The organism is Cupriavidus sp. UBA2010 (genome assembly GCF_002335265.1).
Classification (GTDB): domain Bacteria; phylum Pseudomonadota; class Gammaproteobacteria; order Burkholderiales; family Burkholderiaceae; genus Cupriavidus; species Cupriavidus metallidurans.
Window position 1 is genome coordinate 41,280 of sequence record NZ_DDCI01000024.1, and the last position, 25,947, is coordinate 67,226.

Genomic DNA, 25,947 nt, shown 5'->3' on the forward strand with positions numbered 1-25,947 from the left:
GTGCGGCGAAGGGTTAGGCCGAACTTTGCTGCAGTTCGCTGACGAGCTTGGCGATGCGACGCTGCCGCGTATCGAGAGACTTGGCCTCCTCAATCGCAGCGATGTGCTTCCGTTTGAGCCCAAACGGCAACCTATTAAAGGCGGCTCTGGCGCCTTTATTTTTCCTCAGGGCCTCAGAAAGGTCTGTCGGTTCCGGCAGTGTTCTCGGCTCTTCGTCGAGTTCTATTAGAACGTCGACGAGGTCGCCCTCCGCGATACCGCTTTCTCGCCGGTTGGCCGCGCTGATACCCACCAAGCATTTGCCATTCATCACGGCGATTCTGCTTCGCCATCTGTGGCCGTTGATGGAGATGGCGACCGGTGGTCGCGCGCCCGCGCCGAACGACTCGATGCCATCCTTCGGAACTTCGACGGCCGTTGCGTTGCCCGAAGGGACGACCTTTGCCTGGAATTTGAGTTTCATGCGATCGGAGAACCGAAGATGTGGTGCGGCCCGACGCGGATGTGCGCGGCTATCGTACTCAAAGGAAGGCTCGATGACGCCCGAGCATAACCTGAAGAGGTGACCGCGTGCTGGCGCCTGCGAAGGATCAAGACGACATCCCGCCAGTCGAAGCCGGGGCAATCTAGTATTGACAGCTTCAAATCCCTGCCCCTGAACCGCCATTTACGTGAACCGACCAGCCGCCAAGGTTCCCGGTGCGGTTCCGTTATCGTGCCGGATAAGCCTTCCCCAGATTCCACCGTGATTGCCAATGCTCGATGTACTGGCGTGAAATCTCCGGCATGTCTCGAATGACGACCACATTCTCGGAGTTGGATGTCTCGGCGGATGGCGCGAAGTTGAAGGAGCCCGTTTCAACCGTGTTGCCATCGACGATGATCGTCTTGTCGTGATGGATGTGGAAATGGTCATTGGTTCGCAGTTCCACACCATTGCTGGTCACAAAGTCCATGGCCGCCAAGCTCGTCTTGCCCAGGTTGCGCTTCTTGTCGATTACCACGCGCACCTCCACGCCTCGATTCCTGGCATCAACCAGCGCCTGCATGATGTCAGGAGCTTGAAACGAGTAGGCGAGCATCTGAATGGAATGCTGCGCACTACCGATAGTCTTCAGGACAAGCTCTCGTGCCGAACCCTCTGGGGAGAAGCCGACCTGAATGCTGGGACCGGCATGGGCGAGAGATGAAATGCTGAGGAGGGTGGCCAGGGCGATGCTTCGGATTCTTGTCATGACGTTAGGGCCTTGGTCGGAGTGCATGGCGCTGGACCGGCTATGCGCCACGTACATCGACGCTCGCAGTGGTTGTTTTGGCGTCGGCGTGGCCGGTGGTCCCGCAATGGGAAGTTTCCTAGGTTCAATTCGGAGCTGGATGGTTGGATCCGCTCTTGCTGGTTGCTGAAATGAAGTTGTACCAACCAGTTAAGGAAGTTTGCCATGTTCGCCTATTTTGTTGTGTTCTTCGCGCTCTGGGGCGTCATGAGGCTGGCAGATCGTTGGGAGATCTAGGGGGCATTGACGACTCGGAACATTCAGGCGTGGCGGCTAATACGGGCCATCAATTGGTCGATGCAAGCCCGGTCAGCAGCGGTACGCGTGTTGGCGATGCGGGCCGCGTGACCGACGGGTCAGGGCCAAATCATTCGGAAGTGAGTCGATGCAATTTAGGAAAAATTCTATGTATCGATCGTAGTTCCTTGCCTTTACTGAACCTTGTCCAGTCCAGAGTTTTGGTGGCTGTATGAGCGGGAGCATCGATAAGTGATGCCCCGGCATTGATGGTCGAGGTTTGAAGTGAGTGAAGTTGAATTTGTGAACTGGTTGCGCGGTTTTGTGAACGCCCGAGGTGCAGTACCGCCTACCGCCGTCCAGTGGCGAGAGATCATGGCGCGCGTGTCGATTTGCGCTGTGGATCCACTGGGTCCAAAGCAACGCGAGGCTGTGGAGTTGTCTGAGGCCATTGGGCGCCTTCGCGTGGCGGCCACGCAGCAGGTTAGGGCGCTTGTGCCGTAGCCGTTGGCTGCTACGCGGCAGTGAAGGGGCGCTCATGTTCTTCCCTGTCTACTGCGGTTTCTTCTGGGCGCTACGGGCCAAAATAATATTCCCCTGCTGATCACCGCTGAATCGTTGCGGTGATTTGTCGAATTCAACCCGCCTTGTGCAAGCCTGGCGGGTTTTGCTCAGTCTCGGATGGTGCTTCTTGCTACCGGAGATCTGCGGATGGACGCGGCTCCAATGCGAGGCATCGCATGCCATGGTGGGTGGGGGATCGAGCTTTCTGCCAGTTACTGGTCCTGGGTAGACGGATTCCCGCCACGCGCCCTGTCACGCTCCCGCTCATAATCCTCATAGGGCGGAAGCGTCTGCCTTACCGTTCCCGGAGTCATAGGATTCACCGCGGCATCGTGGCTGCGGACACCTTCGTAGGTGCCGCGCCAAAGATCGAAGGATGAGCATCCTGCGCTGAAGGCTGCCGAGGCAAGGGCAAGAAGAGCTGAGATCAATCGGTTCATGCGACTAGGGACTGGAAATCTGATTGCGTCTACAAGTCTGGCGCATCGAGACATGCAGCCTATTGTCCCCATACGTTCAAAGCCGAAAAAAAAGCCCGCTGCGCGAAGCAGGCGGGCCGGGATGAATTATCGTGGGGTCAATCACGACAGTTTGAATTGTCTGATAATGTATCTTCGTCGTCTGCCCTACGTGCGAGGGGATTAACTCAAATGAGTTAGTTTTATCCCACTCATAGCCAAAAGGATTTGCATGAAGCACTTTCTGGTGATAGCAGAAGTGCGGATTTAGCCATCCAATGACTCGAGCGTGAACTTCGCGCCGCCGTCCTGCCCAAGCAATTCGACCAGTTTCGGCATGGCTTCCTGAAGCGCGGTCTTGAGCGTCCAGGGTGGATTGACGATGAACATGCCACTGCCATGCAGGCCCAGGCCACCCGCGACCGGGTGTTTGACGGTCAGTGAGACATGCAGCCAGCTCTTGAGCGGCAGGCGCTTCAATTGGGCCGGTAGCTGGGTCGATTCCCGTCGTTGCACCTCGGGATACCAGATTGCGTAGATGCCCGTGGCGAAGCGTTCCAGGCCAGCCTTGAGCGTATCGAGTGTGCGGGCGTAGTCTTGCTTGTCTTCGTAAGAAGGATCGATCAGCACCAGTGCGCGGCGGGGCGGGGGCGGCAGGATAGCCTTGATGCCGTTGAAGCCATCGCCGTCATAGAGCATGACCTTGCGTCCCGCGCCGCGGAAATTGTCGCGCAGTACCTGGATCTCGGTGCTGTGCAGTTCGAACAGGCGCAGGCGGTCCGCATCGCGCAGCATTTGCCACGCCAGCCACGGCGAGCCGGGATAGTGCTTGAGACTGCCGTCCTCGTTCAGCGCACGTACCTGTTCCAGGTAGGCGTCGAGCAGGGCGGGCATTGGTTGGCCATTCGCGGCGGCGCGCCAGAGCGGGCCAATGCCGGTCTCGAACTCCGACTTCTTCTGCGCGTAGGCGTGATCAAGGGCATAGAGCCCGGCGCCGGCGTGGGTGTCGATGTACCAGAACGCCTTGTCCTTCTGCGTCAGGTAGTCCAGCAACTGGACGACGACGGCGTGCTTGAGGATATCGGCATGATTGCCGGCGTGGAAGGCGTGACGATAACTGAGCATGGCGAGGGAATGACGGCGCGCAAACTTCGCGCAAATACGGCCTTGAAGGCATTTTCAGGGCGGTGCGCGGGGAGGGCGCTATGCTACCATCCGCCGCCATTTCCGGCCGTATGAATCCTTGCCATGACGCGCGTTCTCGAGCCCGCCGAGCCCATTCTGTCCAGTGACGGTACTCCCTATTCGCCCCGCTATGACGATGTCTATCACAGCGCGCGTGGAGGTCTGGCGCAGGCGCATCACGTGTTTCTCGGTGGCAATGGTCTGCCCGGAGGCTGGGCCGGGCGCGAGCAGTTTGTCATTGTCGAGACGGGGTTTGGGCAGGGCCTGAATTTCCTCGCCACCTGGCAGGCATGGCGTAGCGATCCGCAGCGTTGCCAACGGCTGCATTTCGTGTCGATTGAGAAGCATCCCTTCACGCGCGAAGGTCTGGCGCAATTACATGCACATGCTGGCCTGGGCGAGCTGCTGCCGTTAGCCGACCAATTGCAGCAACAATGGCCTGACGCGCTGCCCGGCTTGCACAGGCTGTCGTTCGAGGATGGGGCGGTCACGCTGACGCTGGCATTGGGCGACGTGGAAACGATGTTGCCGAAACTCGTGCTTGGCGCCGATGCGTTCTACCTCGATGGGTTTTCGCCATCGCGCAACGCCGACATGTGGTCCGACAGCGTGTTCCGCGGCCTGGCGCGTCTCGCTCGCATCGGTGCGACGCTCGCGACCTACACAGCGGCGGGATTCGTGAGGCGCGGGCTCAAGGCGGCCGGGTTCGAGGTGCACAAGGCGCCCGGATTTGGTGGCAAGCGGGACATGACCGTGGCGCGTTTCGCGCCAGTCTGGAAGAACCGTCGTCATGCGCCGCCCGAGGCAGCGCAATGGGCGGAGCGACACGCCATCGTCATCGGCGCGGGGCTGGCGGGCTGCGCCGTGACCGAACGCTTGACTGCGCGTGGGTGGCGCGTGACGTTGTTTGATGCCCACGACGGACCGGCGCGACAGACGTCGAGCCACCGTGCCGCGGCGATGCATGCGCATGTGTCCGCCGACGACAGCTTCCTTTCGCGACTGTCCCGTGCAGGCAACCTCCATGCGTTGCGCGCGTGGGGCGCCTTGGAGGCGGCTGGCTATCCCGCGGGATGGCACGGCACTGGAGTCCTGCAACTCGGCGAGGATGATGCTGAGAGCGCGGCGCAGCAGGCCGCGCTTGCGGAGCTTAGGTTTCCGGAGTCATTTGTGCGCTGGATGTCGCCGCAAGAGGCTGCGGAGCAGCATGGCGCAGCGGTTCCGAGAGGCGGCTTGTGGTTTCCGAAGGGAGGCTGGGTAGCGCCGCCCGACATATGCTGCGCGCAGCTTGCGAAAGCTGGTGCGGCTGTGGATGCGCGATTCAATTGCCGCGTGGCGGCGATCAGCCAGATCGGCGATGCGTGGCAGGCGCTTGCCGATGGCGGTGGCGTATTGGCCGCCGCGCCGGTTCTTGTGCTCGCCAATGCCTACGAAGCCGATCGGCTGACCTCGGGCCAGTTCCTGGCGCTGCGCCGGGTACGTGGCCAACTGACGGATCTGGCGCCCGCGCAGGCAGAGGCGCTGGGTGGCTGGCCTGATTGCGTCGTGACCGGCGGTGGTTACCTATTGCCGCGTGACGCGGCGGGCGGAGCAAGGATGGGCTCGAGTTATGAAGAGGACGAAGGGCCGCTGGTCGAGCGTCCGGAAGTGCACGCTGCCAACCTCGATCGTCTGGCGTCGCTGCTGCCGGACCGGGCGTCACAAATCGCGCAGATCGACCCCGCCACGCTGCAGGGTTACGTCGGCGTGCGCACGGTCACGTACAACCGCCTTCCACTCGTCGGGCGCATCGCCGACGATGCGCAGGCACTGTCCCATGCCGGTGCGTTGCGTGGCGCGCATTTGCGCGATCTGCCACGGCTTCCCGGTCTGTATGCGGCCCTTGCGTATGCGTCGCGAGGCCTCACATGGGCTGCCTTGTGCGCGGAACTGATCGCCAGCCAGATCGAGGGTGAGCCACTGCCGCTCGAGGCCGACCTGGCAGATGCGATTGATCCCGCACGGCTCCTGCTACGCGCGCTCCGACACGGTCAAGCGCAGGCGCCCGAATCGGTGGGTCCTGGGGTGGATACGGCCGGCTAGGGTAAAAACTGCCGGAAGCGAATCAAAACCGTGCGATAATCCCCGTTTTCCGTTTGCACGGAGACCCCCGCTCGTCGGCGCCAGTCGCGGGTGGACCGAGATGCAGGCGGTTGCGCTGACAACAACATTTCTGGATTGGATTAACGACCATGTCGAACGTCATTGAAAACCTCGGCAAGCTGGACCGCAAGGTGACCCTGGCTATTCCCAAGGCCGAAGTGCAGAAGGAAACCCAGGAACGCCTGGCTCGTCTGTCGAAGACCGTGAAGATGTCCGGCTTCCGCCCGGGCAAGGTGCCGATGAAGATGGTCGAGAAGCAATATGGCCAGCAAGTCGAGTTCGAAGTGCGCTTCGACAAGGCTGCCCGCAAGTTCTTCGACATCACCCAGGCCCAGGAAGTGAAGGTGGCCGGTCAGCCGAAGTTCGACATCAAGACCGAAGGCGTGGCTGACGACGAACTGGCTTTCGAAGCCACGTTCGAGGTGTATCCGGAGGTCAAGATTGGCGACCTCGCGTCGGCCGAAGTGACCCGCACCCAGACCGAAATCGGCGATGCCGAGATTGACAAGACCGTTGACATCCTGCGCAAGCAGCGCGTGCACTTCCACGGTCGTGGCGATGCGGGTGCCCACGGTGACGGTGGCGCCGATGTGGCTGCCCAGAACGGCGACCGCGTGACGCTGGACTTCGTCGGCAAGATCGACGGCGTCGAGTTCGCTGGCGGCAAGGCCGAGGACTTCGTGTACGTGCTGGGCGAAGGCCGCATGCTGCCGGAGTTCGAAACGGCCACGCTGGGCCTGAAGGTGGGCGAAAGCAAGTCGTTCCCGCTGACGTTCCCGGCCGATTACCACGGCAAGGAAGTGGCCGGCAAGACCGCTGAATTCACGGTCACGCTGAAGAAGGTCGAGTGGGCGCACCTGCCGGAAGTGGATGACGCATTCGCCAAGTCGCTCGGCATCGCTGACGGCAGCGTGGAAAAGATGCGCGCCGACATCCGCGAAAACCTCGAGCGCGAAGTCAAGCGCCGCACGCACTCCATGCTGAAGGATCAGGTCATGGAAGCGCTGCTGAAGGTTAGCGAACTGGACGTGCCGAAGGCGCTGGTCGAGCAGGATCAGGAGCGCCTGGTGGAAATGGCCCGTCGCGACCTCGAGCAACGTGGCATGCCGAACGCCAAGGACATGCCGATTCCGGCCGAGATGTTCACCCAACAGGCCGAGCGCCGCGTGAAGCTGGGCCTGATCCTGGCTGAGATCGTCAAGGCCAACGGCCTGGAAGCCAAGCCGGACCAGATCAAGGCCGAAATCGAGGACTTCGCGAAGAGCTACGAAGACCCGAAGGAAGTCATGCGCTGGTACTACGGTGACCAGCAACGTCTGGCCGAGATGGAAGCCTACGTCCTCGAAAACAACGTGGTAAATTTCGTGTGCGACAAGGCCAAGGTCGCGGACAAGACGGTGTCGTTCGAAGAACTCACCGCCGCGCCCGCACAAGCCTGAGGTTGGGCATAAGCCGGAAGCCGCGCGAGTATGGCGCGGCGCTGGCTTGCGTCAATCGGCCTCGCGCGCTGGCCGATTGACGCCATTCCTGAATATCTGGAGAACCTGCATGACCCGCAATGATTTGCTTGATCGTCTCGCCACCACGCAGGCTTCTGCTCTGGAGACCCAGGGTCTTGGTCTGGTGCCGATGGTCGTCGAGCAGTCCGGCCGGGGCGAGCGCGCGTACGACATCTACTCGCGCCTGCTCAAGGAACGTGTCGTCTTCATGGTCGGCGAAGTGAACGACCAGACTGCCAACCTGGTAGTGGCCCAGCTTCTGTTCCTCGAAAGCGAGAATCCCGATAAGGACGTGTCGCTGTACATCAATTCGCCCGGCGGTTCGGTTTCGGCCGGTCTGGCGATCTATGACACGATGCAGTTCATCAAGCCCGATGTGCAAACGCTGTGCATGGGCATGGCGGCCAGCATGGGTGCATTCCTGCTCGCAGCCGGCGCCAAGGGCAAGCGCAGCGCGCTGCCGAACTCCCGAATCATGATTCACCAGCCGTTGGGCGGTGCGCGTGGCCAGGCTTCGGACATCGAAATCCAGGCACGCGAGATCCTGTATCTGCGCGAGCGCCTGAACAGCATTCTTTCTGAGGTGACCGGCCAGCCCGTGGAGAAGATCGCGCGCGATACTGACCGCGACAACTTCATGAGCGGCGACCAGGCCGTGGATTACGGTCTGATCGACAAGGTGATTACCCGTCGTAGTTGAGACGGATCGGCCGGTGTGCCGGCAGGCCATTCCGGGCGCGATCCAGAAAGGATTGCCCGGGTGGCGCCCGGTAACGCCGGGCGTAGGCTGTACGAATCCGCTCGCCGTAAATGGCGAAGGCTACACCGGAACGAGGCTGTATGCCTCGTTTTTGCGTTTTGCCCCACATGGAGGGGTTGCCGCCGACTGTGCCAATTTTTTTGGCGTATGATGCGTTTAATGCGTTTCCCACCCGGTCTCCCGCCCGGTGGGAACACACTGCTAATGTGACTGATTCCTATGGCGGACAAAAAAGGTTCATCCAGCGAGAAGCTTCTCTACTGCTCCTTCTGCGGCAAGAGCCAGCATGAGGTGAAGAAGCTGATCGCCGGCCCGTCGGTGTTCATTTGCGACGAATGCATCGACCTGTGCAACGAGATCATCCGTGACGAGGCCGCCGCGACCGACAAGGACGCCACGGCCGCCACGCGATCGGATCTGCCCACGCCCCACGAGATCCGCGAGAGCCTCGACCAGTACGTGATCGGGCAGGATCAGGCCAAGAAAATTCTGGCCGTCGCGGTCTACAACCACTACAAGCGCCTCAAGCATCTCGGCAAGAAGGACGATGTCGAGCTTTCGAAGAGCAATATTCTGCTGATCGGGCCGACTGGCTCCGGCAAGACGTTGCTTGCCCAGACGCTGGCCCGCCTGCTCAACGTGCCGTTCGTGATTGCGGACGCGACGACGCTGACGGAAGCCGGCTACGTGGGCGAGGATGTCGAGAACATCATCCAGAAGCTGCTGCAGAACTGCAATTACGAGGTGGAGAAGGCACAGCGCGGCATCGTCTACATCGACGAAATCGACAAGATCTCGCGCAAGTCCGACAACCCGTCGATCACCCGCGATGTCTCCGGCGAGGGTGTGCAGCAGGCGCTGCTGAAGCTGATCGAGGGCACGATGGCCTCGGTGCCGCCGCAAGGTGGCCGGAAGCATCCGAATCAGGACTTCCTGCAGGTGGATACCACCAACATCCTGTTTATCTGCGGCGGCGCGTTTGACGGCCTGGAGAAGGTCATTATGCAGCGCTCGGACAAGACCGGCATCGGTTTTGCCGCCCAGGTGCAGAGCAAGGAAGAGCGGGAAGTCAGCGAAGTGCTGCCGCAGACCGAGCCTGAGGATCTGATCAAGTTCGGCCTGATTCCGGAACTGATCGGTCGTCTGCCGGTGGTGGCCACGCTTGCCAAGCTGGATGAGGCCGCACTGATGCAGATTCTGATCGAGCCGAAGAACGCGCTGGTCAAGCAGTATCAGAAGCTGCTGGCCATGGAAGGCGTGGAGCTGGAAATCCGCCCGGCCGCACTGTCCGCGATCGCTCGCAAGGCCATTCGCCGCAAGACCGGTGCACGCGGCCTGCGTTCGATCCTTGAACAATCGCTGATGGACGTCATGTATGACCTGCCCAACTACAAGGGCGTCCAGAAGGTCGTGATCGACGAGAACACGATTACTGGCGACGCGGCGCCGCTCCTTGTGTATGAGGAGCAGCAGCCCAAGGTGGCGGGGTCCAACTGACGATCGCGCCGCACATGGGTGGCTTCGACCACACCGGCAAATTTCAAGCGGCCGTTCGCAGCGAAGCGAACGGCTTTTTTTCTTCAATTCCACAAACGAACGGGAGCAAACGCGGGTATGCTGTTTCACTGGGGGTCGCAAGTGCAGTTTGCAGCATGTTTTTCTGCGTACAGATTCGATGATGGGCATCTTGCAATCGAATTCCGCGACCCTATTTACGCCTTAAATGACTGACTGGGGAAAATGATGTCCGGAACACAACTCCTCCCGGCTGAGCCGATTCGCCTCCCACTGTTGCCGCTGCGCGACGTGGTGGTGTTTCCGCACATGGTGATCCCGCTGTTCGTGGGACGCCCGAAGTCCATCAAGGCGCTTGAGACTGCGATGGAGGCGGGCAAGAGCATCATGCTCGTGGCCCAGAAGACTGCGGCCAAGGATGAGCCCACCGCGGATGACCTGTACGAGGTCGGCTGCATCGCCAATATCCTGCAAATGCTGAAGCTGCCCGACGGCACCGTGAAGGTGCTGGTGGAAGGTACGCAGCGTGCAAATATCACCGAGGTGAGCGAGGACGATTCGCACTTCATGTGCGAAGCCGTGCCTGTGCCCCCCGCACCGGTTGAATCGGCCGAAACCGAGGCCCTGCGCCGCGCAATCGTGTCGCAGTTCGACCAGTACGTGAAGCTGAACAAGAAGATCCCTCCCGAGATCCTGACGTCGCTGTCCGGTATCGATGAGGCCGGTCGTTTGGCCGATACGATCGCCGCGCATCTGCCGATCAAGCTCGAGCAGAAGCAGAAGATCCTTGAAATGGTCAAGGTGACCGAGCGTCTCGAGAGCCTGCTGTCGCAGCTCGAGGGCGAGATCGACATCCTGCAGGTCGAAAAGCGCATTCGTGGCCGCGTCAAGCGCCAGATGGAAAAAAGCCAGCGCGAGTACTACCTGAACGAGCAGGTCAAGGCGATCCAGAAGGAGCTGGGCGAGGGCGAGGAAGGCGCTGATCTGGAAGAACTGGACAAGCGCATCAAGGCCGCTCGCATGCCCAAGGAGGCCAAGAAGAAGGCCGACGCCGAGTTCAAGAAGCTCAAGCTGATGTCGCCGATGTCGGCCGAGGCCACCGTCGTGCGCAACTATATCGACACGCTGGTCAGCCTGCCGTGGCGCAAGAAGAGCAAGGTCAACAACGACCTGGCCAACGCTGAGCGCGTTCTCGACGAAGACCACTATGGTCTCGAGAAGGTCAAGGAACGGATTCTCGAGTACCTTGCGGTGCAACAGCGCGTGGACAAGGTGAAGGCGCCGATCCTGTGCCTGGTCGGACCTCCGGGTGTCGGCAAGACCTCGCTTGGCCAGTCGGTCGCGCGTGCCACGAACCGCAAGTTCGTGCGTATGGCGCTGGGTGGTGTGCGTGACGAGGCCGAGATCCGCGGTCACCGTCGTACGTACATTGGATCGATGCCGGGCAAGATCTTGCAGAGCCTGTCGAAGGTCGGCGTGCGTAATCCGCTGTTCCTGCTCGACGAGATCGACAAGATGGGCATGGATTTCCGTGGCGATCCTTCGTCGGCGCTGCTCGAGGTGCTGGACCCGGAACAGAATCACACGTTCCAGGACCACTACATCGAGGTGGACTTCGATCTGTCGGATGTGATGTTCGTGGCGACGTCGAACTCGCTGAACATTCCGCCGCCGCTGCTGGACCGGATGGAAGTGATCCGCCTGTCGGGCTATACGGAGGACGAGAAGATCAACATCGCCACGCGTTATCTGTTGCCCAAGCAGATCCGTAACAATGGCCTGAAGCAGGGCGAGATCGAGGTGGCCGAAGCGGCAATCCGCGACATCATCCGCTACTACACGCGAGAAGCCGGTGTGCGCTCGTTGGAACGCGAAGTGTCGAAGATCGCTCGCAAGGTTGTGAAGATGCTGCTCCTGAAGAAGGAGTCCACGGCGGTGAAGGTGGATTCCGAGAACCTGGACAAATTCCTCGGCGTGCGCAAGTACGACTTCGGTTTAGCCGGCAAGGAAAACCAGGTGGGTCAGGTGACGGGTCTGGCGTGGACGGAAGTCGGCGGCGACCTGCTGACGATCGAAGCTGCGATCATGCCGGGCAAGGGCAATATCACGCGCACGGGTTCGCTCGGCGATGTGATGAAGGAGTCCGTCGAAGCCGCGCGTTCGGTGGTGCGTTCGCGGGCGCGTCGTTTGGGCATCGCCGATGAGATGTTTGAGAAGCGCGACATCCACATCCACGTGCCCGAGGGCGCCACGCCGAAGGATGGTCCGTCGGCCGGTATCGCGATGACGACCGCGCTGGTATCGGTGCTGACTGGCATCCCGGTGCGTGCCGATGTGGCGATGACGGGTGAAATCACGCTGCGCGGAGAGGTGCTGCCGATCGGCGGTCTCAAGGAGAAGCTGCTGGCTGCCCATCGCGGCGGTATCAAGCTGGTGCTGATCCCCGAAGAGAACGTCAAGGATCTGGCTGACATTCCGGACAACGTGAAGAACGCCATCGAGATCATGCCGGTGCGCTGGATCGACCGGGTGCTGGAACTGGCGCTCGAGCGAAAGCCCGAGCCGCTGCCTGAGGAAGATGCCAAGCCCGCCGAGGTGGCGGACAAGGCCGCATCCCAGGTGGAGCGTATCCATCACTGATCGACGCACGCGTCAGTCTGAGATGTAGTTGGGAACGCCGCAGGGTCAAACCTGCGGCGTTTTTGTTTGCGCGCCGCCTGCTGCGGCGTGTGCCTTGCGGTGCGCAGAAGAATGTTGCAATCAATGCTTGGCAAATCGAAAAGTCTCGTATTACAATCGCGGCCTCGCAACGCAAACAGCGGCAACGAAGCAGTAACCGCCGAATCGTGCGAAGCGAGATTACCCGGCAGGCAGCAGCTTGCGATGGTCTAGTGGGTGCTTAGCTCAGCTGGTAGAGCGGCGCCCTTACAAGGCGTAGGTCGGGGGTTCGAACCCCTCAGCACCCACCACTTCACCATTGCGATGCGTTGCCACTGATTGGGGCCGACACGGAGTGGTAGTTCAGTCGGTTAGAATACCGGCCTGTCACGCCGGGGGTGGCGGGTTCGAGTCCCGTCCACTCCGCCAACAAAATTAGCCCGCGTCAGCGGGCTTTTTTGTGTCCGCAATTCGGGCTTTCAGACGGGCCTCTGGCATCGGAGTGGAACGAGTCACCTGTGCGGCCTCCGCTTCGTTGGCGCGACCACTCCAGCAAGATTGACAGATTGCGGCTTCGCATCATCTCTCGACGCACATTCAAGCAGTACAACCCCTCGCTTTTGATAGAATCGCAAGGTTTGACTTTCGAGCCACCCCTTTAACCGGATCAGCATGCTTGATTTCGTACGCAACAACCGGCGCCTGATGCTTCTTCTGCTGCTGGTGCTTGTCTTCCCGTCGTTCGTATTCTTCGGCGTGGAGAGCTATTCGCGCTTCATGGACAGCTCGCACGATGCTGCCAAGGTCGACGGCCGGACCATCACCGTGCAAGAAGTCGACAACGTGGTGCGCGACCAGAGCGAACGGATGCGCCAGATGCTCGGCAACAACTACGATCCGCGCATGTTTGAAGGCCCTGCCGCGCGGCAGGCCGTGCTGGATCAGCTAATCCAGCAGCGCGTTATTTCGGAAGCCACGCAGAAGAAGCACCTGACGGTTTCCGATGCGCAGATCGCCGCAGCGATCCAGAGCATTCCCGCCATTTCCCAGCTTCGCACGGCGGACGGCAAGTTCGACGAGAAGGCCTACGTGCAGCTGCTGGCGGCGCAAGGTATGACGCCCGAGCAGCTCGACGCACGGATGCGCTTCGAACTCTCCACGCAGCAACTGGGTGGCGCCATCGGTACGACAGCTTTCGTGCCGAAGTCGCTGCTCGATCGCCTGATCGCGATTCGCGACCAGCAGCGTGATGTGCAGGCCATCGTCATCAAGCCGGCCGATTTCGCGGCCAAGGTGACGCCGGACGCCGCCGCGTTGAAGGCTTACTACGATGCCCATCTGGCAGCGTACACGATGCCCGAGCAGGCCAAGGTCGAGTACCTGGTGCTGTCGGGTGATGCCCTGGCCGCCAGCCAGACGATCACACCTGATCAGTTGAAGTCGTACTACGACAGCAACATCCAGCGTTTCCGCACTGACGAGCAACGTCGCGCCAGCCACATCCTGATCGCCGCGCCGAAGGATGGCAAGGAGGCAGACCGCAAGGCCGCCAAGGAGAAGGCCGAAAAGCTGCTCGAGGATCTGCGCAAGCATCCGGACACGTTCGCCGAAGTTGCGAAGAAGAACTCGCAGGATCCGGGTTCAGCGGAGAAGGGCGGCGACCTCGGCTTTATGGGTCGTGGTGCCCTGGTCAAGCCGTTTGAAGACGCGATGTTTGCGCTCAAGGATGGCCAGATCAGCGATGTCGTGGAAACCGATTACGGCTATCACATCATCAAGTTGACGGGTATCAAGCCGGCAGCGACCGAGCCGCTCGAGGCAGTGCGTCCCGAACTCGAGATCGAACTCAAGAAGCAGCTTGCTGCGAAGGCGTATACCGAGCAGGCCGATGCGTTCGGCAACATGGTGTACGAGCAGTCCGAGAGCCTCAAGCCCGCCGCCGACAAGTTCAAGCTGACGATCCAGACTGCGGACAACGTCACGCGTACGCCGAACCCGGCGCTGGGCAAGGACAACCCACTCAATAACGAGAAGGTGCTCAAGGCGCTGTTCAGCGATGACGCCATCAAGAACAAGCGCAATACGGAAGCCGTGCAGGTGGGCCCGACCACGCTGGTGTCGGCCCGCATTGTCGACTATCGTCCGGCCGCCGCGCGCAAGTTCGAGGAGGTGGAGCCGCTGGTGCGTCAGGCCTACGTCGCACAGCAGGCGGCGGAACTGGCGCGCAAGGATGGCGAAGCCCGTCTCGATGCCTTGAAGAAGAGCGGCAGCGCCGATGGCTTCGGCCCGATGGTGACGGTGTCACGTGCCAAGGCTGATGGCGTGTCGCCGAAGGCCGTTGATGCAATCATGCGTGCCGATGCCTCGAAGCTGCCTTCGCTGGTGGGTGTGGACCTCGGCGCGGATGGGTACGCGATCTACCGTATCGCCAAGGTTGGCACGCCGCCGCAGGCCAATGCGAACCAGCGTGAGGCTGACGCGCAGCAACTGGGCCAGATGGCCGGTCAGACGGAACTGGCAGCGTTCTATGACGTGCTCAAGGCCGGTGCGAAGGTGAAGATCCTGCATCCGGCCAAGACGGACGACGCGGCCGGTGCGAGCGCACCTGCTGCGAACTAGCGGGACGTCGCCTGCGATGAAAAAAAGCCCCTGCGGTTGCGAGCCTGCAGGGGCTTTCTTGTATCTGGTCTTGTCGATCAGCTCGGGAAGCCGTGGCGCGGACCGGCAAGGCCAGCACAGCCGAAGGTCCGGTGTCTACGCCGCCTTTTTCAACAACGGCTTCAACTGCGACCAGACGTTGTCCAGCAACGTGGGCTGCGCAGCGGAGGTCGGGTGAATCCGATCGCTCTGGAACCATTCGGGACGTGAGATCACGTTGTCCAGCAGGAAGGGCACCAGCGCAGCCCGTTTTTCCTTGGCCAGCTTGCTGTAGAGTGCGAAGAACCGCTCGGTGTAGTCCTGACCATAGTTCGGCGGGATTCGCATTCCTACGAGCAGCACGGTGGCGCCAGCTTGCTGGGCATCGCTGACGATTGTTCTCAGATTGGCCTCGGTGGTCTGCAACGGGAAGCCTCGCAAGGCGTCGTTGGCACCCAGCTCGACGATCACCACTGCCGGCCTGTGTCGCTTGAGCAGGTCAGGCAGGCGCGTCTTGCCACCGATTGTGGTCTCGCCACTGATGCTCGCGTTGACGACGCTATAATCGAACCGCTCCTTGCTCAGGCGGTCCTGCAGCAGGCTGACCCAGCCAGTGCCGCGTGCAATGCCGTACTCCGCCGACAGACTGTCGCCCAGTACCAGCAGCGCGGGCTTGTTGCCAGATTGCGCGTGCGCCGGCACAGCCGTCATGACGGCAGTTGCCAGTGTGATACCCAACGCCGCCAGCCATTGCCGGCGCCTACTGTTTGTCATCCTCTCTCGCATGTCCACGTCCATTCTTGCCGTCGAGTCATTGGGAAAGACCGTAGCCGATACGACCGGTTCGCTGACGATTTTGCACGACGTAACGTTTTCCGTCACGGCGGGTGAAACGTTGGCCATTGTCGGGGCGTCTGGGTCGGGCAAATCCACGCTACTTGGCCTCCTTGCCGGGCTCGATCTGCCGAGCACGGGATCGGTCCGGCTCCATGGTCAGGATCTGTTCCGGCTCGATGAAGACCAGCGTGCCGCGCTGCGCGGGCGTCACGTTGGTTTTGTGTTTCAGTCGTTCCAGCTGGTCGGCCATCTGACCGCGCTGGAGAACGTAATGCTTCCGCTCGAGTTGCGTGGTGAGACCGATCGCGTGCGCGAGCGGGCCGTCGACATGCTGGAGCGAGTCGGGCTCGGCCAGCGGCTGTCCCATTATCCGCGCACGCTTTCCGGCGGCGAGCAGCAGCGTGTGGCGTTGGCGCGCGCCTTCGTTGCGCGGCCCGATATTCTGTTTGCGGACGAGCCGACCGGCAGCCTGGACACCGCCACGGGCGAGGCGGTCATCGCGCTGATGTTCGAGCTCAATCGCGATGCCGGATCGACGCTCGTGCTGGTCACGCACGACCGTTCGGTGGCAGCGAGATGCGGCCGCATCCTGACGATCGAGGCTGGCCGTGTAGCTAGCGACGAGTTCATGGATGCGGGCGTCTGAACGGCGTAGACGGGGTTAACTGCGTGCCAGTGAGCGTCGCGCCCGCGCGATCAGCGCGGCAGTCGATGCATCGTGGGCTTCCGTGGCATTGCCACTTAGTTCGGCCTCGATCGGGCGCGCCAGGATCTTGCCGAGCTCCACGCCCCACTGATCGAACGAATTGATGTTCCAGACGATGCCTTGCACGAAGGTGCGGTGCTCATAGAGCGCGATCAGCGCGCCCAGCACGTGCGGCGTCAGGTTTTCCATCAGCAGCATGTTGCTCGGCCGATTGCCCTCGAACACCATATGCGGAATGCGCGCTACGTCGACGCCGGCCGCTTGCAGCTCTTCCGCACTGCGTCCGCGCATCAATGCCTCGGCCTGCGCAAAGCAGTTGGCTAGCAGCTTGACGTGATGGCCTGGCAGTTCGCGCGGCGGCACCAGCGGCGCGACGAAATCGACCGGTACGATCTGCGAGCCCTGATGGATCATCTGGAAGTAGGCATGCTGGCCGTTGGTGCCAGCCGTGCCCCAGACCACTGGCGCGGTATCGGTGTCCACCGGACGACCATCGAGCTGGACCGACTTGCCGTTGCTCTCCATTTCGAGTTGCTGGAGGAACGCCGGAAACAGTTCGAGCGAGGTCGAATAGGGCGCCATGCAGCTCGTCGGCATGTTGTGGAAATTGCGATACCAGATTCCCAGCATCGCCATCACCACGGGCATGTTTTGGGCGAGCGGCGCAGTGCGGAAATGATCGTCCATCGCCCGGGCGCCGAGCAGCAGGTCCTCGAAGGCGTCGAAGCCGACGGCCAGCGCAATCGACAGGCCGACCGACGACCACAGCGAGAACCGGCCACCGATCCAGTCCCAGAATTCGAACATGTTGTTCGGGTCGATGCCGAACTCGACCACGGCATCGCGATTGGTCGATACGGCGACGAAGTGCCGCGCGAGCTGGTTCTCGGGCACGCCGTGGCGGAGGAACCAGTCCCGCATGCTGCAGGCGTTGGCCATGGTTTCGAGCGTTGTGAACGTCTTCGAACAGACGATCACCAGCGTGCGTGCCGGATCCAGGCGCTGGAGCGTTTCGGCAAGCTCGGTGCCATCCACATTCGAAACGAAGTGCACACGCGGTCCGCGCGGGTCGGCCAGGTGCGCCAGGGCGCGGCATACCATGCGTGGGCCCAGGTCAGAGCCGCCGATGCCGACGTTGACGATGTCGGTGATCCCCTGGCCCGTGGAGCCGGTCCAAACGCCACTGCGCACTCGGCCGGCAAACTCGCGCATCCGGCGGAGTACATCGTGGATGGCGGGCATGACAGACGCCCCGTCGACCTTGAACGGCGCGTCGGGCAGGGCGCGTAGCGCGACGTGCAACGCGGCACGATCTTCGGTGGCGTTGATATGTTCGCCAGCGAACATAGCGTCGCGGCGTGCCGGCACGCCGGCTTCCTCGGCAAGCTTCATCAGCAGCGCAAGGGTCTCGCCGGTGATGCGGTTCTTCGAGTAATCCAGATACAGGCCGGAGGCTTCCAGCGAGAAAGCATCGACCCGTTGAGCAGCCCCGGCTTCGGCGAACCACTGCTGCATCGGCGTCTCGCGGACGACGTCATGGTGTTGGCGAAGGGTGTTCCAGGCTTGGAGGTCAGTCGGCATTCGTTCTTGGGGGAAATCGGGCACGAACGCCTGCACGAGGCAGGCGCCAGCAAGTATATCGCCAGAATGTGATCGCAAATTCCGGAAGTGGCAGCAAAAAGTAACGAGGCTTGCCGGATTGACGGTTTCCGACGTCGGGATGTCGTTACCTTAGCAGAGGGGGACAACGCCCCCTATCGGCAATTGTCCGACGCGTGCCGCGCCGCGCGCATCACCTGAGATCACCTGGACGGCGTCTGGCGTGATCCGCGCGGCATTGTTGGTGGCAGTGCCGGGACGTTACGCACCGCCGCCGCGTAGCAACGCGTTGAAGATATCCCGGGCGGGCAGATAGAGCTCGCTGGCAGTCATGCCAGCCGGGCCCGTGCCCGACGCTACCAGCCTGTCGGCGGCACGGCCGTGAATCCAGACCGCCGCGCGCGCGGCCGCGACGATCGGCATTCCCTGGGCGATCAGGGCGCCGATCATTCCGGCCAGGACATCACCAGTGCCGGCGGTGGAGAGCGCGGCATTGCCGGTCGGATTGATCGCAGGCGGCGCGCCGTCCGGGGACGCTATCACGGTTCCGGAGCCCTTGAGCACGATTGTGGCCTGCCACCGCGTGGCCAGTGCGGCTGCGGCTGCCAGCCGGTTGCGCTGGATATCGGCCACGGTGCTGCCCAGCAGTCGCGCGGCCTCTAGCGGGTGGGGGGTCATCACGTGTGCCACACCGCTTTCGATAAGCTGCTGGGCCAGCGTGCCATCGGTTGCCAGCAGGTTGAGCGCATCCGCATCGAGCACCAGCGGCGCGGCTGTCGCCGCGTTGGCGCAGATATCGATCAATTGCGCCAGTTGCTTGCGCGCGGAGGCGCCCGTACCCATCCCAGGGCCGACCACGTAGGCCGACATCGCGCCGGGCGAAAGCTCCGTCACGGTGTGTAGCATCAACTCCGGATGAACCGGATCGATGGCGGGCGCCGGTTGCGCGAGGAATCCCACATGGACACGCCCGGCGCCCAGATACAGGGCGGCGCGCGCGCCAAGCAAAGGGGCCCCGGTCATCCCATGGCTGCCACCGATCACAGCCAGGCTGCCGAAGCTGCCTTTGTTATCCGCGTGCTCGCGTCGCGGCAGCGAATGGGAAAAACCCGGCGGCTGATTGACCACCGCCACGGGATGTTCGGCTGGCGGATAGTCGAGCCCGAGTGGTGCGATATCGACCTCGCCGGCGCAATCGCGGCCATCCAGTGTCAGCAGGCCCGGCTTGGCAGCCAGGAACGTCAGCGTGCGTTGTGCCCGGACCGCCGGGTTGCCGGCGCCGGTGTCGGCGAACAATCCGCTCGGGATATCGAGCGAGAATACCGGCAAGCGCGAGGTATTGAGATGGTCGATCCAACGCGCCATATTGCCGTCGGCCGCACGGTTGAGTCCGATCCCCAGCAATCCATCGACGATTGCCGCGCATCCATTCGGCCACGGAGGAATCCCGGTATCGGCATCGTTGGGCAGCGCCAGTAGCGGCACGCCGGCGGCGCGGGCCTCGAGCCAGGCGCGGGCCGCATCGGCGGGCAGCAGGTCGGCTTCGCCGATCAGCCATGCTTCCACGAGCCGTCCGCGCTGATGCAGGCGCATGGCGGCAACCAGCGCGTCGCCGCCGTTGTTGCCAGGGCCAGCCAGGCAGAGGATGCGGCCATTCGGCACCCATGCGTGCAGCCAGTCCGCTGCCGCAGCGCCCGCGCGGGACATCAACGTGAAAGGCGGGGTCGCGGCCAGCCCGGCGTGCTCCACGCGGCGGATCGTCGTCAGGTCGTAAAGCGGCGTAACGTCCGTGCCGGCGGGATCCAGCGCGATGCGGTCCGGCGTCGCGTCGGGGTCCGGGGATGTCGAAGGCGAGACAGTCGTGCTCATATTGGTATCAGGCGGGGCCCAGCCGGTAACGTTCGGGTGTCAGCCCATCCATGTCGATGGCTGGCCCGTCGCCTTGGCCGGCGCTGGCGGCAATCTGGTCCGCGGCAATTTTGCCCGATCCGCAGCTCATCGCCCAGCCCGTCGAGCCATGGCCGAGGTTCAGAAACAGGCCCGGCACGCGGGTGGCGCCGATCAGGGGCGGGCCGTCAGGCAGCATCGGTCGCGCCCCAGCCCAAAGCGTGGCGGCGTTGTAGTGGCCGGCTACCGGAAACCAGTCGCGCGCGACCTTGATCAGGGTTTGCAGCGCGGCAGGCCGCAGATCGAGCTTGCGCGATCCAAGCTCCGCGGTGCCCGCCACGCGCAGTCGATTGCCCATGCGCGTGATGGCCACCTTGTACGATTCATCCATCAGGGCGCCTAGCGGTGCCTGTAGTTCGTCCGTCACCATGACCGTGGCCGAGTAGCCCTTGACCGGGTAGAGCGGCAGGCGCAGCCCCAGCGGGCGCAGCAGCGTCTCGCTGCCGACGCCGGCTGCAAGCAGCACGCGGTCCGCATCGAGCACTTCCCGGGCACGGCCACCGAGCGCGGCGAGTTCGACTGTCAGGCGGCCGTCCGTCCTGCGCAACCGGGCGACTTCGGTCTGGAAACGAAACTGCACCCCCGCGGCTTCCGCGTGCTGGTGCAGTCTGCGCACAAAGATCGGGCAATTGCCGGATTCATCCTCTGGAAGATGCAGGCCGCCCGCCAGTGGCGTGTCGTCGGTCAGGCCGGGTTCGATGCGCCGGCAACCGGCGGCGTCGATGAGCTGATGCGGGACGTTGTTCTCGCGCAGCAAGGCCAATGCGGGCGATGCGAGATCAAGGTCGCGCTGTGTGCGAAACAGTTGCAGGTAGCCACGTGATTGCTCGTACTCGATCTCGAGTGCCGAGCGAAGCTCGTGCAGACAGGTGCGGCTGTAGAAGGCCACACGCTGCATCCGCAGCTTGTTGGTGCGATAGCTTTCGGGGTTGCATTCGCGCAGCCAGCGCACGATCCAGCGCCACATCGCGGGATCGGCGCTTGGGCGGAACACGACCGGCGAGGCGTGCTGGAACAGTGAGCGCACGATCTTGCCGGGCATCCCGGGCGCCGCCCAGGGCGCGACGTAGCCGGGGGCGATCACGCCCGCGTTGCCAAAGCTGGCTTCCTGCGCGGGGGCGCCGCGTCGCTCCAGTACAGTGACTTCGAAGCCGGCCTGGCGCAGGTACCAGGCCGAGCAGACGCCGATTGCGCCGGCGCCGATGATGATCACGTGCATCCGCTAGCTTTGCCCCCTTCAGGATGAAGTGCCGCTATTTGAGCTCCTTCGCCATGACCACGTCTGGCAGCCATGTCACCACGCTAGGCCACACGGTGATGATGCCGATCGCCAGCACCATCATCATGAAGAACGGCAACGACACCCTGGCGATGTAGTTGCTGTCCTTGCCAGTCATGCTCTGGAGCACGAACAGGTTGAATCCGACGGGTGGTGTGACCTCGGCGATTTCCACCAGCAACACGATGAAGATGCCAAACCATACCAGATCAAAGCCGGCGGCCTGCACCATCGGCAGGACGGTGGCCGTGGTCAGCGCGATCATCGAGATGCCGTCGAGCGCCGTGCCAAGCAGGATATAGATGATGGTCAGGACCGCGATCAGCGCCCACGGCGACAGTTGCAGCGCCGCCACCCATTCGGCCAGCGCGCGCGGAATGCCGGTGAAACTCATCGTGACCGACAGGAATGACGTCGCCCCCAGCACGAACATGATCATCGCGGTCAGCCGTGTGGCCGACATCAGGCTTTCCCAGAATGCCTTGCGCGTCAGCGAGCCGCCCGCCCACGCCAGCGCGAGCGACGCCACCACGCCATACGCGGCAGCCTCGGTAGCCGTGGAGTACCCGGCCATCATGATCCACGTGATGAACGCGATCAGGATGATGCAGGGCATGAGCTGCCGGATCGACGCTAGCCGGGCCGACCAGCCAAACGTCTCGGCCGCAGGGGTCTTCTCGGGATTCATCAGCGCCCAGACCACGATGTATCCCGAAAACAGGATCATCAGCAACAGGCCCGGCAGGAACCCGGCGAGGAATACGCGGATGATGGAGACGTCGGCGGACACCGCATACACGACCATCGTGATCGACGGCGGGATCAGAATGCCCAGCGTGCCCGCCGTCGACAGCGAGCCGAGTGTGATGCGCTCGTCGTAGCCGCGTCGGGTCAGTTCGGGCAGTGCCGACTTGGCGATCGTGGCGCAGGTAGCGGCCGACGACCCCGACACCGAACCGAAGATGCCGCAGCCGAGAATGTTGACGTGCATGAGACGGCCCGGCAGCCAGTTGAGCCACGGGGAGAGGCCATTGAACATCTGCTCGGAGAGCTTGGTGCGGAACAGGATTTCTCCCATCCACACGAACAGGGGCAGCGATGCCAGCGTGTAGGAGGCACTGGACGACCACCAGGAGTTGGCAAGGTTCACCAGCGCGTCGTGGTCGGAGAAGATCACCAGGCCAACCCACGAGGTCACGGCGATCGCCACGGGAATCCACGCGCCGATCGCCAGGAAGACGATCATCACCAGCAGCAGGATCAGGGCAACGAGAACGGTGCTCATCAGACGGTCTCCCCGAAGTCGCCAGCGGCCAGCTTGGCTTCCTGCGCGAGCTGGTAGCGCGGCTTCTGCCGGCGTACCACGCGCAGCCATTCGTCACCGACGGCCAGCAGAAAGCCGAGCGCGCCGATGACTGCAAAACTCTGCGGAATCCAGAGTGGAATCACGATCTGCCCCTGGGACACATCGCCGATATCCCAGCTTTGCCAGGCAAACGAGCCGAGCGCCCACGCCGCATAGCCGGCGAAGATCAGGCAGATGGTGAGCGAGATGACTTCCAGTAGCCAGCGGCGTTTGGTGCCGACGGCTTCCAGCAGCATCTCCACGCGCACGATGCCGCCGTGCTGAAATGTCTGACCGAGGATGAGGAAGGCGGAAGCGGCGCACAGCCACGCGACGATGTCGTCGCCGCCCTTGAGCGTGATCGAGGTCTCGCGCGAGATCGACATCGCGATCATCACGATGCAGACAGCGAGGATGCACAGCGCGCCGAGCGCGGCGCAGACGTCAAGCAGATGGTCGAGCCAACGCTTGCGGAGGATGGGGGCTTCCATGGTGATGACGGGCTACCTGTGACGCGGGAACGGCGATGGGAGGGCGCGCGCGATCAGCGGCGCGGGCCTGCTGCAATGCATGCACGAAAGCAGGCGGGCGCCACGATGGATTGTCGCGGGCCTGCTTTCGCGGATGGCGCGGATCTACTTCTTGTAGGCGTCGAGAATGGCCTTGCCATCGTCGCCGGCGCTCTTCGCCCAGTCGGCAACCATGGCTTCGCCTACCTTCTGCATGTCGGATTTGAGCTGCGGCGAAGGCGGCGCCACAGTCATGCCGTTCTTGGAGAGCGTGGCCAGATACTCGCGCGTCTTCTGTTCGGAGACCTGCCAGCCGCGCTTCTCGGCATCGGCCACGGCCTTGAGCAGAGCGTCCTGGGTGGGCTTGTCGAGCCCGTTGAAGGCCTTTTTGCTGACGACGAGCATGTTCTTGGGCAGCCACGCATCGACGGTATAGAAGTACTTCACCGACTCCCATACCTTGGTATCGACGCCCGTTGCGCCAGACGACATGAACGAGTTGACCGTGCCCGTGGCAAGCGCCTGCGCCAGGTCAGCGGCCTGGATCGTCACCGGCTGGGCGCTGACCAGCTCGGCGATCTTCGACGTTGCCGGGTTGTAGGCGCGCCATTTCAGGCCCTTCATGTCCGCCGCACTGTTCAGGGGCTTGTTCGCGTAGATGCCCTGCGGCGGCCAGGCCACCGCGTAGAGCAGTTTCATGCCCTGGCGGTCGAGTATCTTGTCAGTTACGGTTCGCGAGGCTTGCCAGAGCTTGTAGGAATCGCCATAGCTCGTGGCCAGGAAAGGCACCGCGTCGACGCCGAAGACCGGGTTTTCGTTGGCCAGCGTCGACATCAGGATTTCACCCATCTGCACCTGGCCGGTCTGCACGCCACGCTTGATCTCATTGGCCTTGAGCAGCGAGCCATTGGGATGCAGCACGATCTTGAGCTTGCCGCCGGTGGCCTTGTCGACGTCGTTGGCCATCTGCTGCAGGTTTTCCGTGTGCAGGTTGGTGGCCGGATAGCCCGTGGGCAGGTCCCACTTCGTATCCGCCCGTGCCGCCGTGGCGGTCAGCAGAATGCCTGTCACCGCCGTCGTCACCGCAACTGCCAATACCTTGACTCGCATTTCCATCTCTCCCTGATGTTGCGCGCGGGCGCCTGCCCGACTACGCGGGTTTGACTATCCTCCTGGAACTACCTGCGCCGATTCCCAGGTTGTTGGTGATCTCGGCGGTAATGCGGTAATGCGTGTCGCGGTGCGGCGGCGGCTCAGCCTCCGCGCCGTGAAGGGTGCACGAGCGATTCCAATGCAAGCGCCGTGCCCAGCAGCTGCGCATCGCGCATCGGTCCATGGGACAGCATCAGGCCGACGGGCAGTTCATCGGGCGCATGGCAGGGCAGCGACACCGAACAGCCGTCGAGAAAATTGAACGCGGACGTATTGCGCAAGAGCAGCCCATTGGTGCGGAAGAACAGGGTGTCATCTTCCACAAGCGGGGCGATCGGCGGCGCCACCATTGGCACCGTGGGGCAGACCACCGCATCGAACGGCGACATGCGAGCTTCCATGCGGGCAATCCAGTCGAGGCGGGCGCGGTGCAGCGCGATGTAGTCCGCCGCGCTCATCGCCGCGCCCCGCTCGATACGGGTTACCACGCGCCGGTCGTACAGATCGCGGTGGGTGGCGAGCAGCGCGCGATGGTGCGCGTAGGACTCGGGCGCTGAAAACCCGCCAGCGGCATTCAGGCTGGCCAGTTCGGTCAGCTCGGGCATGTCCACGTGTTCGATGCGCACGCCTGCGGCGGAAAGCCGGCCGATGGCACGGTCGAAGGCTTTCGAGACCGGTTCGTCCAGATCGTCGAGAACCAGCTGGCGCGGAATCGCCAGGCGGATCGCGGTGGCGGCCTTCATTTGCGGAATGACCGGGGCGTCGGCGATGACACTATCCACGGCGATGCAATCGGTCAGCGTGCGCGCCATCGCACATGCGGTATCGAGCGTGTAGGACAGCGGGAACGCGCCCGTCAGCGGCACGCGGCGCGACGTGGGTTTGAAGCCGACGATGCCGCATAGCGCGGCGGGAATGCGGATCGAGCCGCCCGTGTCGCTGCCGAGGCCCGCCACCGCCGTGCCAATCGCGACCGAGACCGCCGCCCCGGATGACGATCCGCCCGGAATCCGTGCAACCGAGCTGTCGCATGGGTTGACCGGCGTGCCGAAATGGGGATTGATGCCGACGCCAGAGAAGGCGAACTCGGTCATGTTGGTGCGGCCGACCAGCGCGGCGCCGGCCGCGCGGAGCCGGGCCACCACGGTGGCATCGGCCGTCGCGGGTACGGCGTCCTGGCGGGCGGCAGACGCGGCGCGCGTGACCTCGCCCGCGATGTCGTAGAGATCCTTGACGGATACCGGCAGGCCAGCCAGTGGGTGGAGCGGCTTGCCAGCGCGGTCAGCGGCATCGGCCGCGCGGGCCACCTCGCTGGCGGCATCGAACGTGGTGTGGAGATAGACGGCGTGGCCGGCGGCGCTGGCGGCCCTGGTGGCGGCTTCGGCAAGCAGGTCGGCGCGGCTGGTGGTGCCGGCGCGGACGGCGGCGTTCAGGGAGGCGATGTCAGGCAGCATGACGGTTTGCGTGGGCGAGACGAAGGTGACAGGCGCCGCGGAGCAAAATCACATTCACGCATTGCCTGTGTGAATCAAGAGGCTCAAGAATCCGACAAGGGTAGCAAGAAGCGCATCGGCGGGACATAGGGAAGGACGCTATATCCCGAGGCGCGGCAAGAAATACCGTTCGATGCCAGGATCGCATCGC

At 62.9% G+C, this 25,947-nt stretch carries 18 protein-coding genes and 2 tRNA genes; 9 read left to right on the forward strand and 11 right to left on the reverse strand.

The features are described from left to right. Positions 1-13: 13 nt before the first annotated feature. From B2246_RS19395 to B2246_RS19405, 3 genes are all read right to left on the reverse strand, one after another. Entirely contained in the window at positions 14-463 is a 450-nt protein-coding gene (locus B2246_RS19395) for a YdeI/OmpD-associated family protein (protein WP_008651656.1), read from the reverse strand. 247 nt (positions 464-710) lie between these two features. Then, a complete protein-coding gene (locus B2246_RS19400) occupies positions 711-1,235 on the reverse strand; it encodes a phospholipase D family protein (RefSeq protein ID WP_040011307.1) in 525 nt (174 codons plus the stop codon). A gap of 1,565 nt (positions 1,236-2,800) precedes the next feature. Further along, positions 2,801-3,658: a 23S rRNA (adenine(2030)-N(6))-methyltransferase RlmJ gene (locus B2246_RS19405; protein ID WP_008651658.1), complete on the reverse strand. Its 858-nt coding sequence runs from the start codon at positions 3,656-3,658 to the stop codon at positions 2,801-2,803. A gap of 123 nt (positions 3,659-3,781) precedes the next feature. On the opposite strand from B2246_RS19405, the gene mnmC reads away from it, so the two are divergent. The 8 genes from mnmC to B2246_RS19445 all read left to right on the forward strand — a co-directional run bounded on the left by mnmC (position 3,782) and on the right by B2246_RS19445 (position 14,911). Beyond that, a complete protein-coding gene (mnmC, locus tag B2246_RS19410; RefSeq protein ID WP_286880538.1) occupies positions 3,782-5,800 on the forward strand; it encodes a bifunctional tRNA (5-methylaminomethyl-2-thiouridine)(34)-methyltransferase MnmD/FAD-dependent 5-carboxymethylaminomethyl-2-thiouridine(34) oxidoreductase MnmC in 2,019 nt (672 codons plus the stop codon). 149 nt (positions 5,801-5,949) lie between these two features. Then, entirely contained in the window at positions 5,950-7,299 is a 1,350-nt protein-coding gene (gene tig, locus B2246_RS19415) for a trigger factor (protein ID WP_008651660.1), read from the forward strand. Between the two features lie 109 nt (positions 7,300-7,408). Continuing rightward, a complete protein-coding gene (gene clpP, locus B2246_RS19420; RefSeq protein WP_008651661.1) occupies positions 7,409-8,059 on the forward strand; it encodes an ATP-dependent Clp endopeptidase proteolytic subunit ClpP in 651 nt (216 codons plus the stop codon). 279 nt (positions 8,060-8,338) lie between these two features. After that, positions 8,339-9,616, forward strand: a complete 1,278-nt coding sequence (gene clpX, locus B2246_RS19425; RefSeq protein WP_008651663.1) for an ATP-dependent Clp protease ATP-binding subunit ClpX — start codon at positions 8,339-8,341, stop codon at positions 9,614-9,616. Positions 9,617-9,862: 246 nt separating this feature from the next. Further along, a complete protein-coding gene (gene lon / locus B2246_RS19430) occupies positions 9,863-12,274 on the forward strand; it encodes an endopeptidase La (RefSeq protein WP_008651665.1) in 2,412 nt (803 codons plus the stop codon). 253 nt (positions 12,275-12,527) lie between these two features. After that, positions 12,528-12,603: transfer RNA gene (locus tag B2246_RS19435), tRNA-Val, on the forward strand. 41 nt (positions 12,604-12,644) lie between these two features. Continuing rightward, positions 12,645-12,721, forward strand: a tRNA-Asp gene (locus B2246_RS19440). Positions 12,722-12,964: 243 nt separating this feature from the next. Further along, a complete protein-coding gene (locus B2246_RS19445) occupies positions 12,965-14,911 on the forward strand; it encodes a SurA N-terminal domain-containing protein (RefSeq protein ID WP_286880544.1) in 1,947 nt (648 codons plus the stop codon). Between the two features lie 135 nt (positions 14,912-15,046). Here B2246_RS19445 and B2246_RS19450 read toward each other — a convergent pair whose 3' ends face one another. Then, entirely contained in the window at positions 15,047-15,727 is a 681-nt protein-coding gene (locus B2246_RS19450) for an arylesterase (RefSeq protein WP_411860068.1), read from the reverse strand. Between B2246_RS19450 and B2246_RS19455 the strand changes: the two genes are divergently transcribed. Then, a complete protein-coding gene (locus tag B2246_RS19455) occupies positions 15,714-16,412 on the forward strand; it encodes an ABC transporter ATP-binding protein (RefSeq protein WP_008651672.1) in 699 nt (232 codons plus the stop codon). The genes B2246_RS19450 and B2246_RS19455 overlap by 14 nt on opposite strands. A gap of 15 nt (positions 16,413-16,427) precedes the next feature. Here the strand turns inward: B2246_RS19455 and pgi are convergent, their stop codons facing one another. The 7 genes from pgi to B2246_RS19490 form a co-directional block, all read right to left on the reverse strand. After that, positions 16,428-18,053 carry a glucose-6-phosphate isomerase gene (pgi, locus tag B2246_RS19460; protein WP_286880547.1) on the reverse strand — a complete coding sequence of 542 codons (1,626 nt, stop codon included), beginning with the start codon at positions 18,051-18,053 and terminating at the stop codon, positions 16,428-16,430. Positions 18,054-18,332: 279 nt separating this feature from the next. Continuing rightward, the gene (locus B2246_RS19465) at positions 18,333-19,940 is read right to left on the reverse strand and encodes an NAD(P)H-hydrate dehydratase (protein WP_286880550.1); all 1,608 of its coding nucleotides are present in this window, start codon (positions 19,938-19,940) and stop codon (positions 18,333-18,335) included. 7 nt (positions 19,941-19,947) lie between these two features. Next, a complete protein-coding gene (locus tag B2246_RS19470) occupies positions 19,948-21,237 on the reverse strand; it encodes a D-amino acid dehydrogenase (protein WP_008651677.1) in 1,290 nt (429 codons plus the stop codon). A 34-nt stretch (positions 21,238-21,271) separates the two neighbouring features. After that, positions 21,272-22,582, reverse strand: coding sequence for a TRAP transporter large permease (locus B2246_RS19475; protein WP_008651678.1), 1,311 nt, complete (start codon positions 22,580-22,582; stop codon positions 21,272-21,274). Then, on the reverse strand, positions 22,582-23,133 hold the full coding sequence (locus tag B2246_RS19480; protein WP_008651680.1) for a TRAP transporter small permease subunit: 552 nt from the start codon (positions 23,131-23,133) through the stop codon (positions 22,582-22,584). Before B2246_RS19480 ends, B2246_RS19475 begins: the two co-directional genes overlap by 1 nt. 144 nt (positions 23,134-23,277) lie before the next feature. Then, positions 23,278-24,261, reverse strand: a complete 984-nt coding sequence (gene dctP / locus B2246_RS19485) for a TRAP transporter substrate-binding protein DctP (RefSeq protein WP_008651683.1) — start codon at positions 24,259-24,261, stop codon at positions 23,278-23,280. A 143-nt stretch (positions 24,262-24,404) separates the two neighbouring features. Then, the gene (locus B2246_RS19490; protein WP_186426502.1) at positions 24,405-25,757 is read right to left on the reverse strand and encodes an amidase; all 1,353 of its coding nucleotides are present in this window, start codon (positions 25,755-25,757) and stop codon (positions 24,405-24,407) included. Positions 25,758-25,947 lie beyond the last annotated feature (190 nt).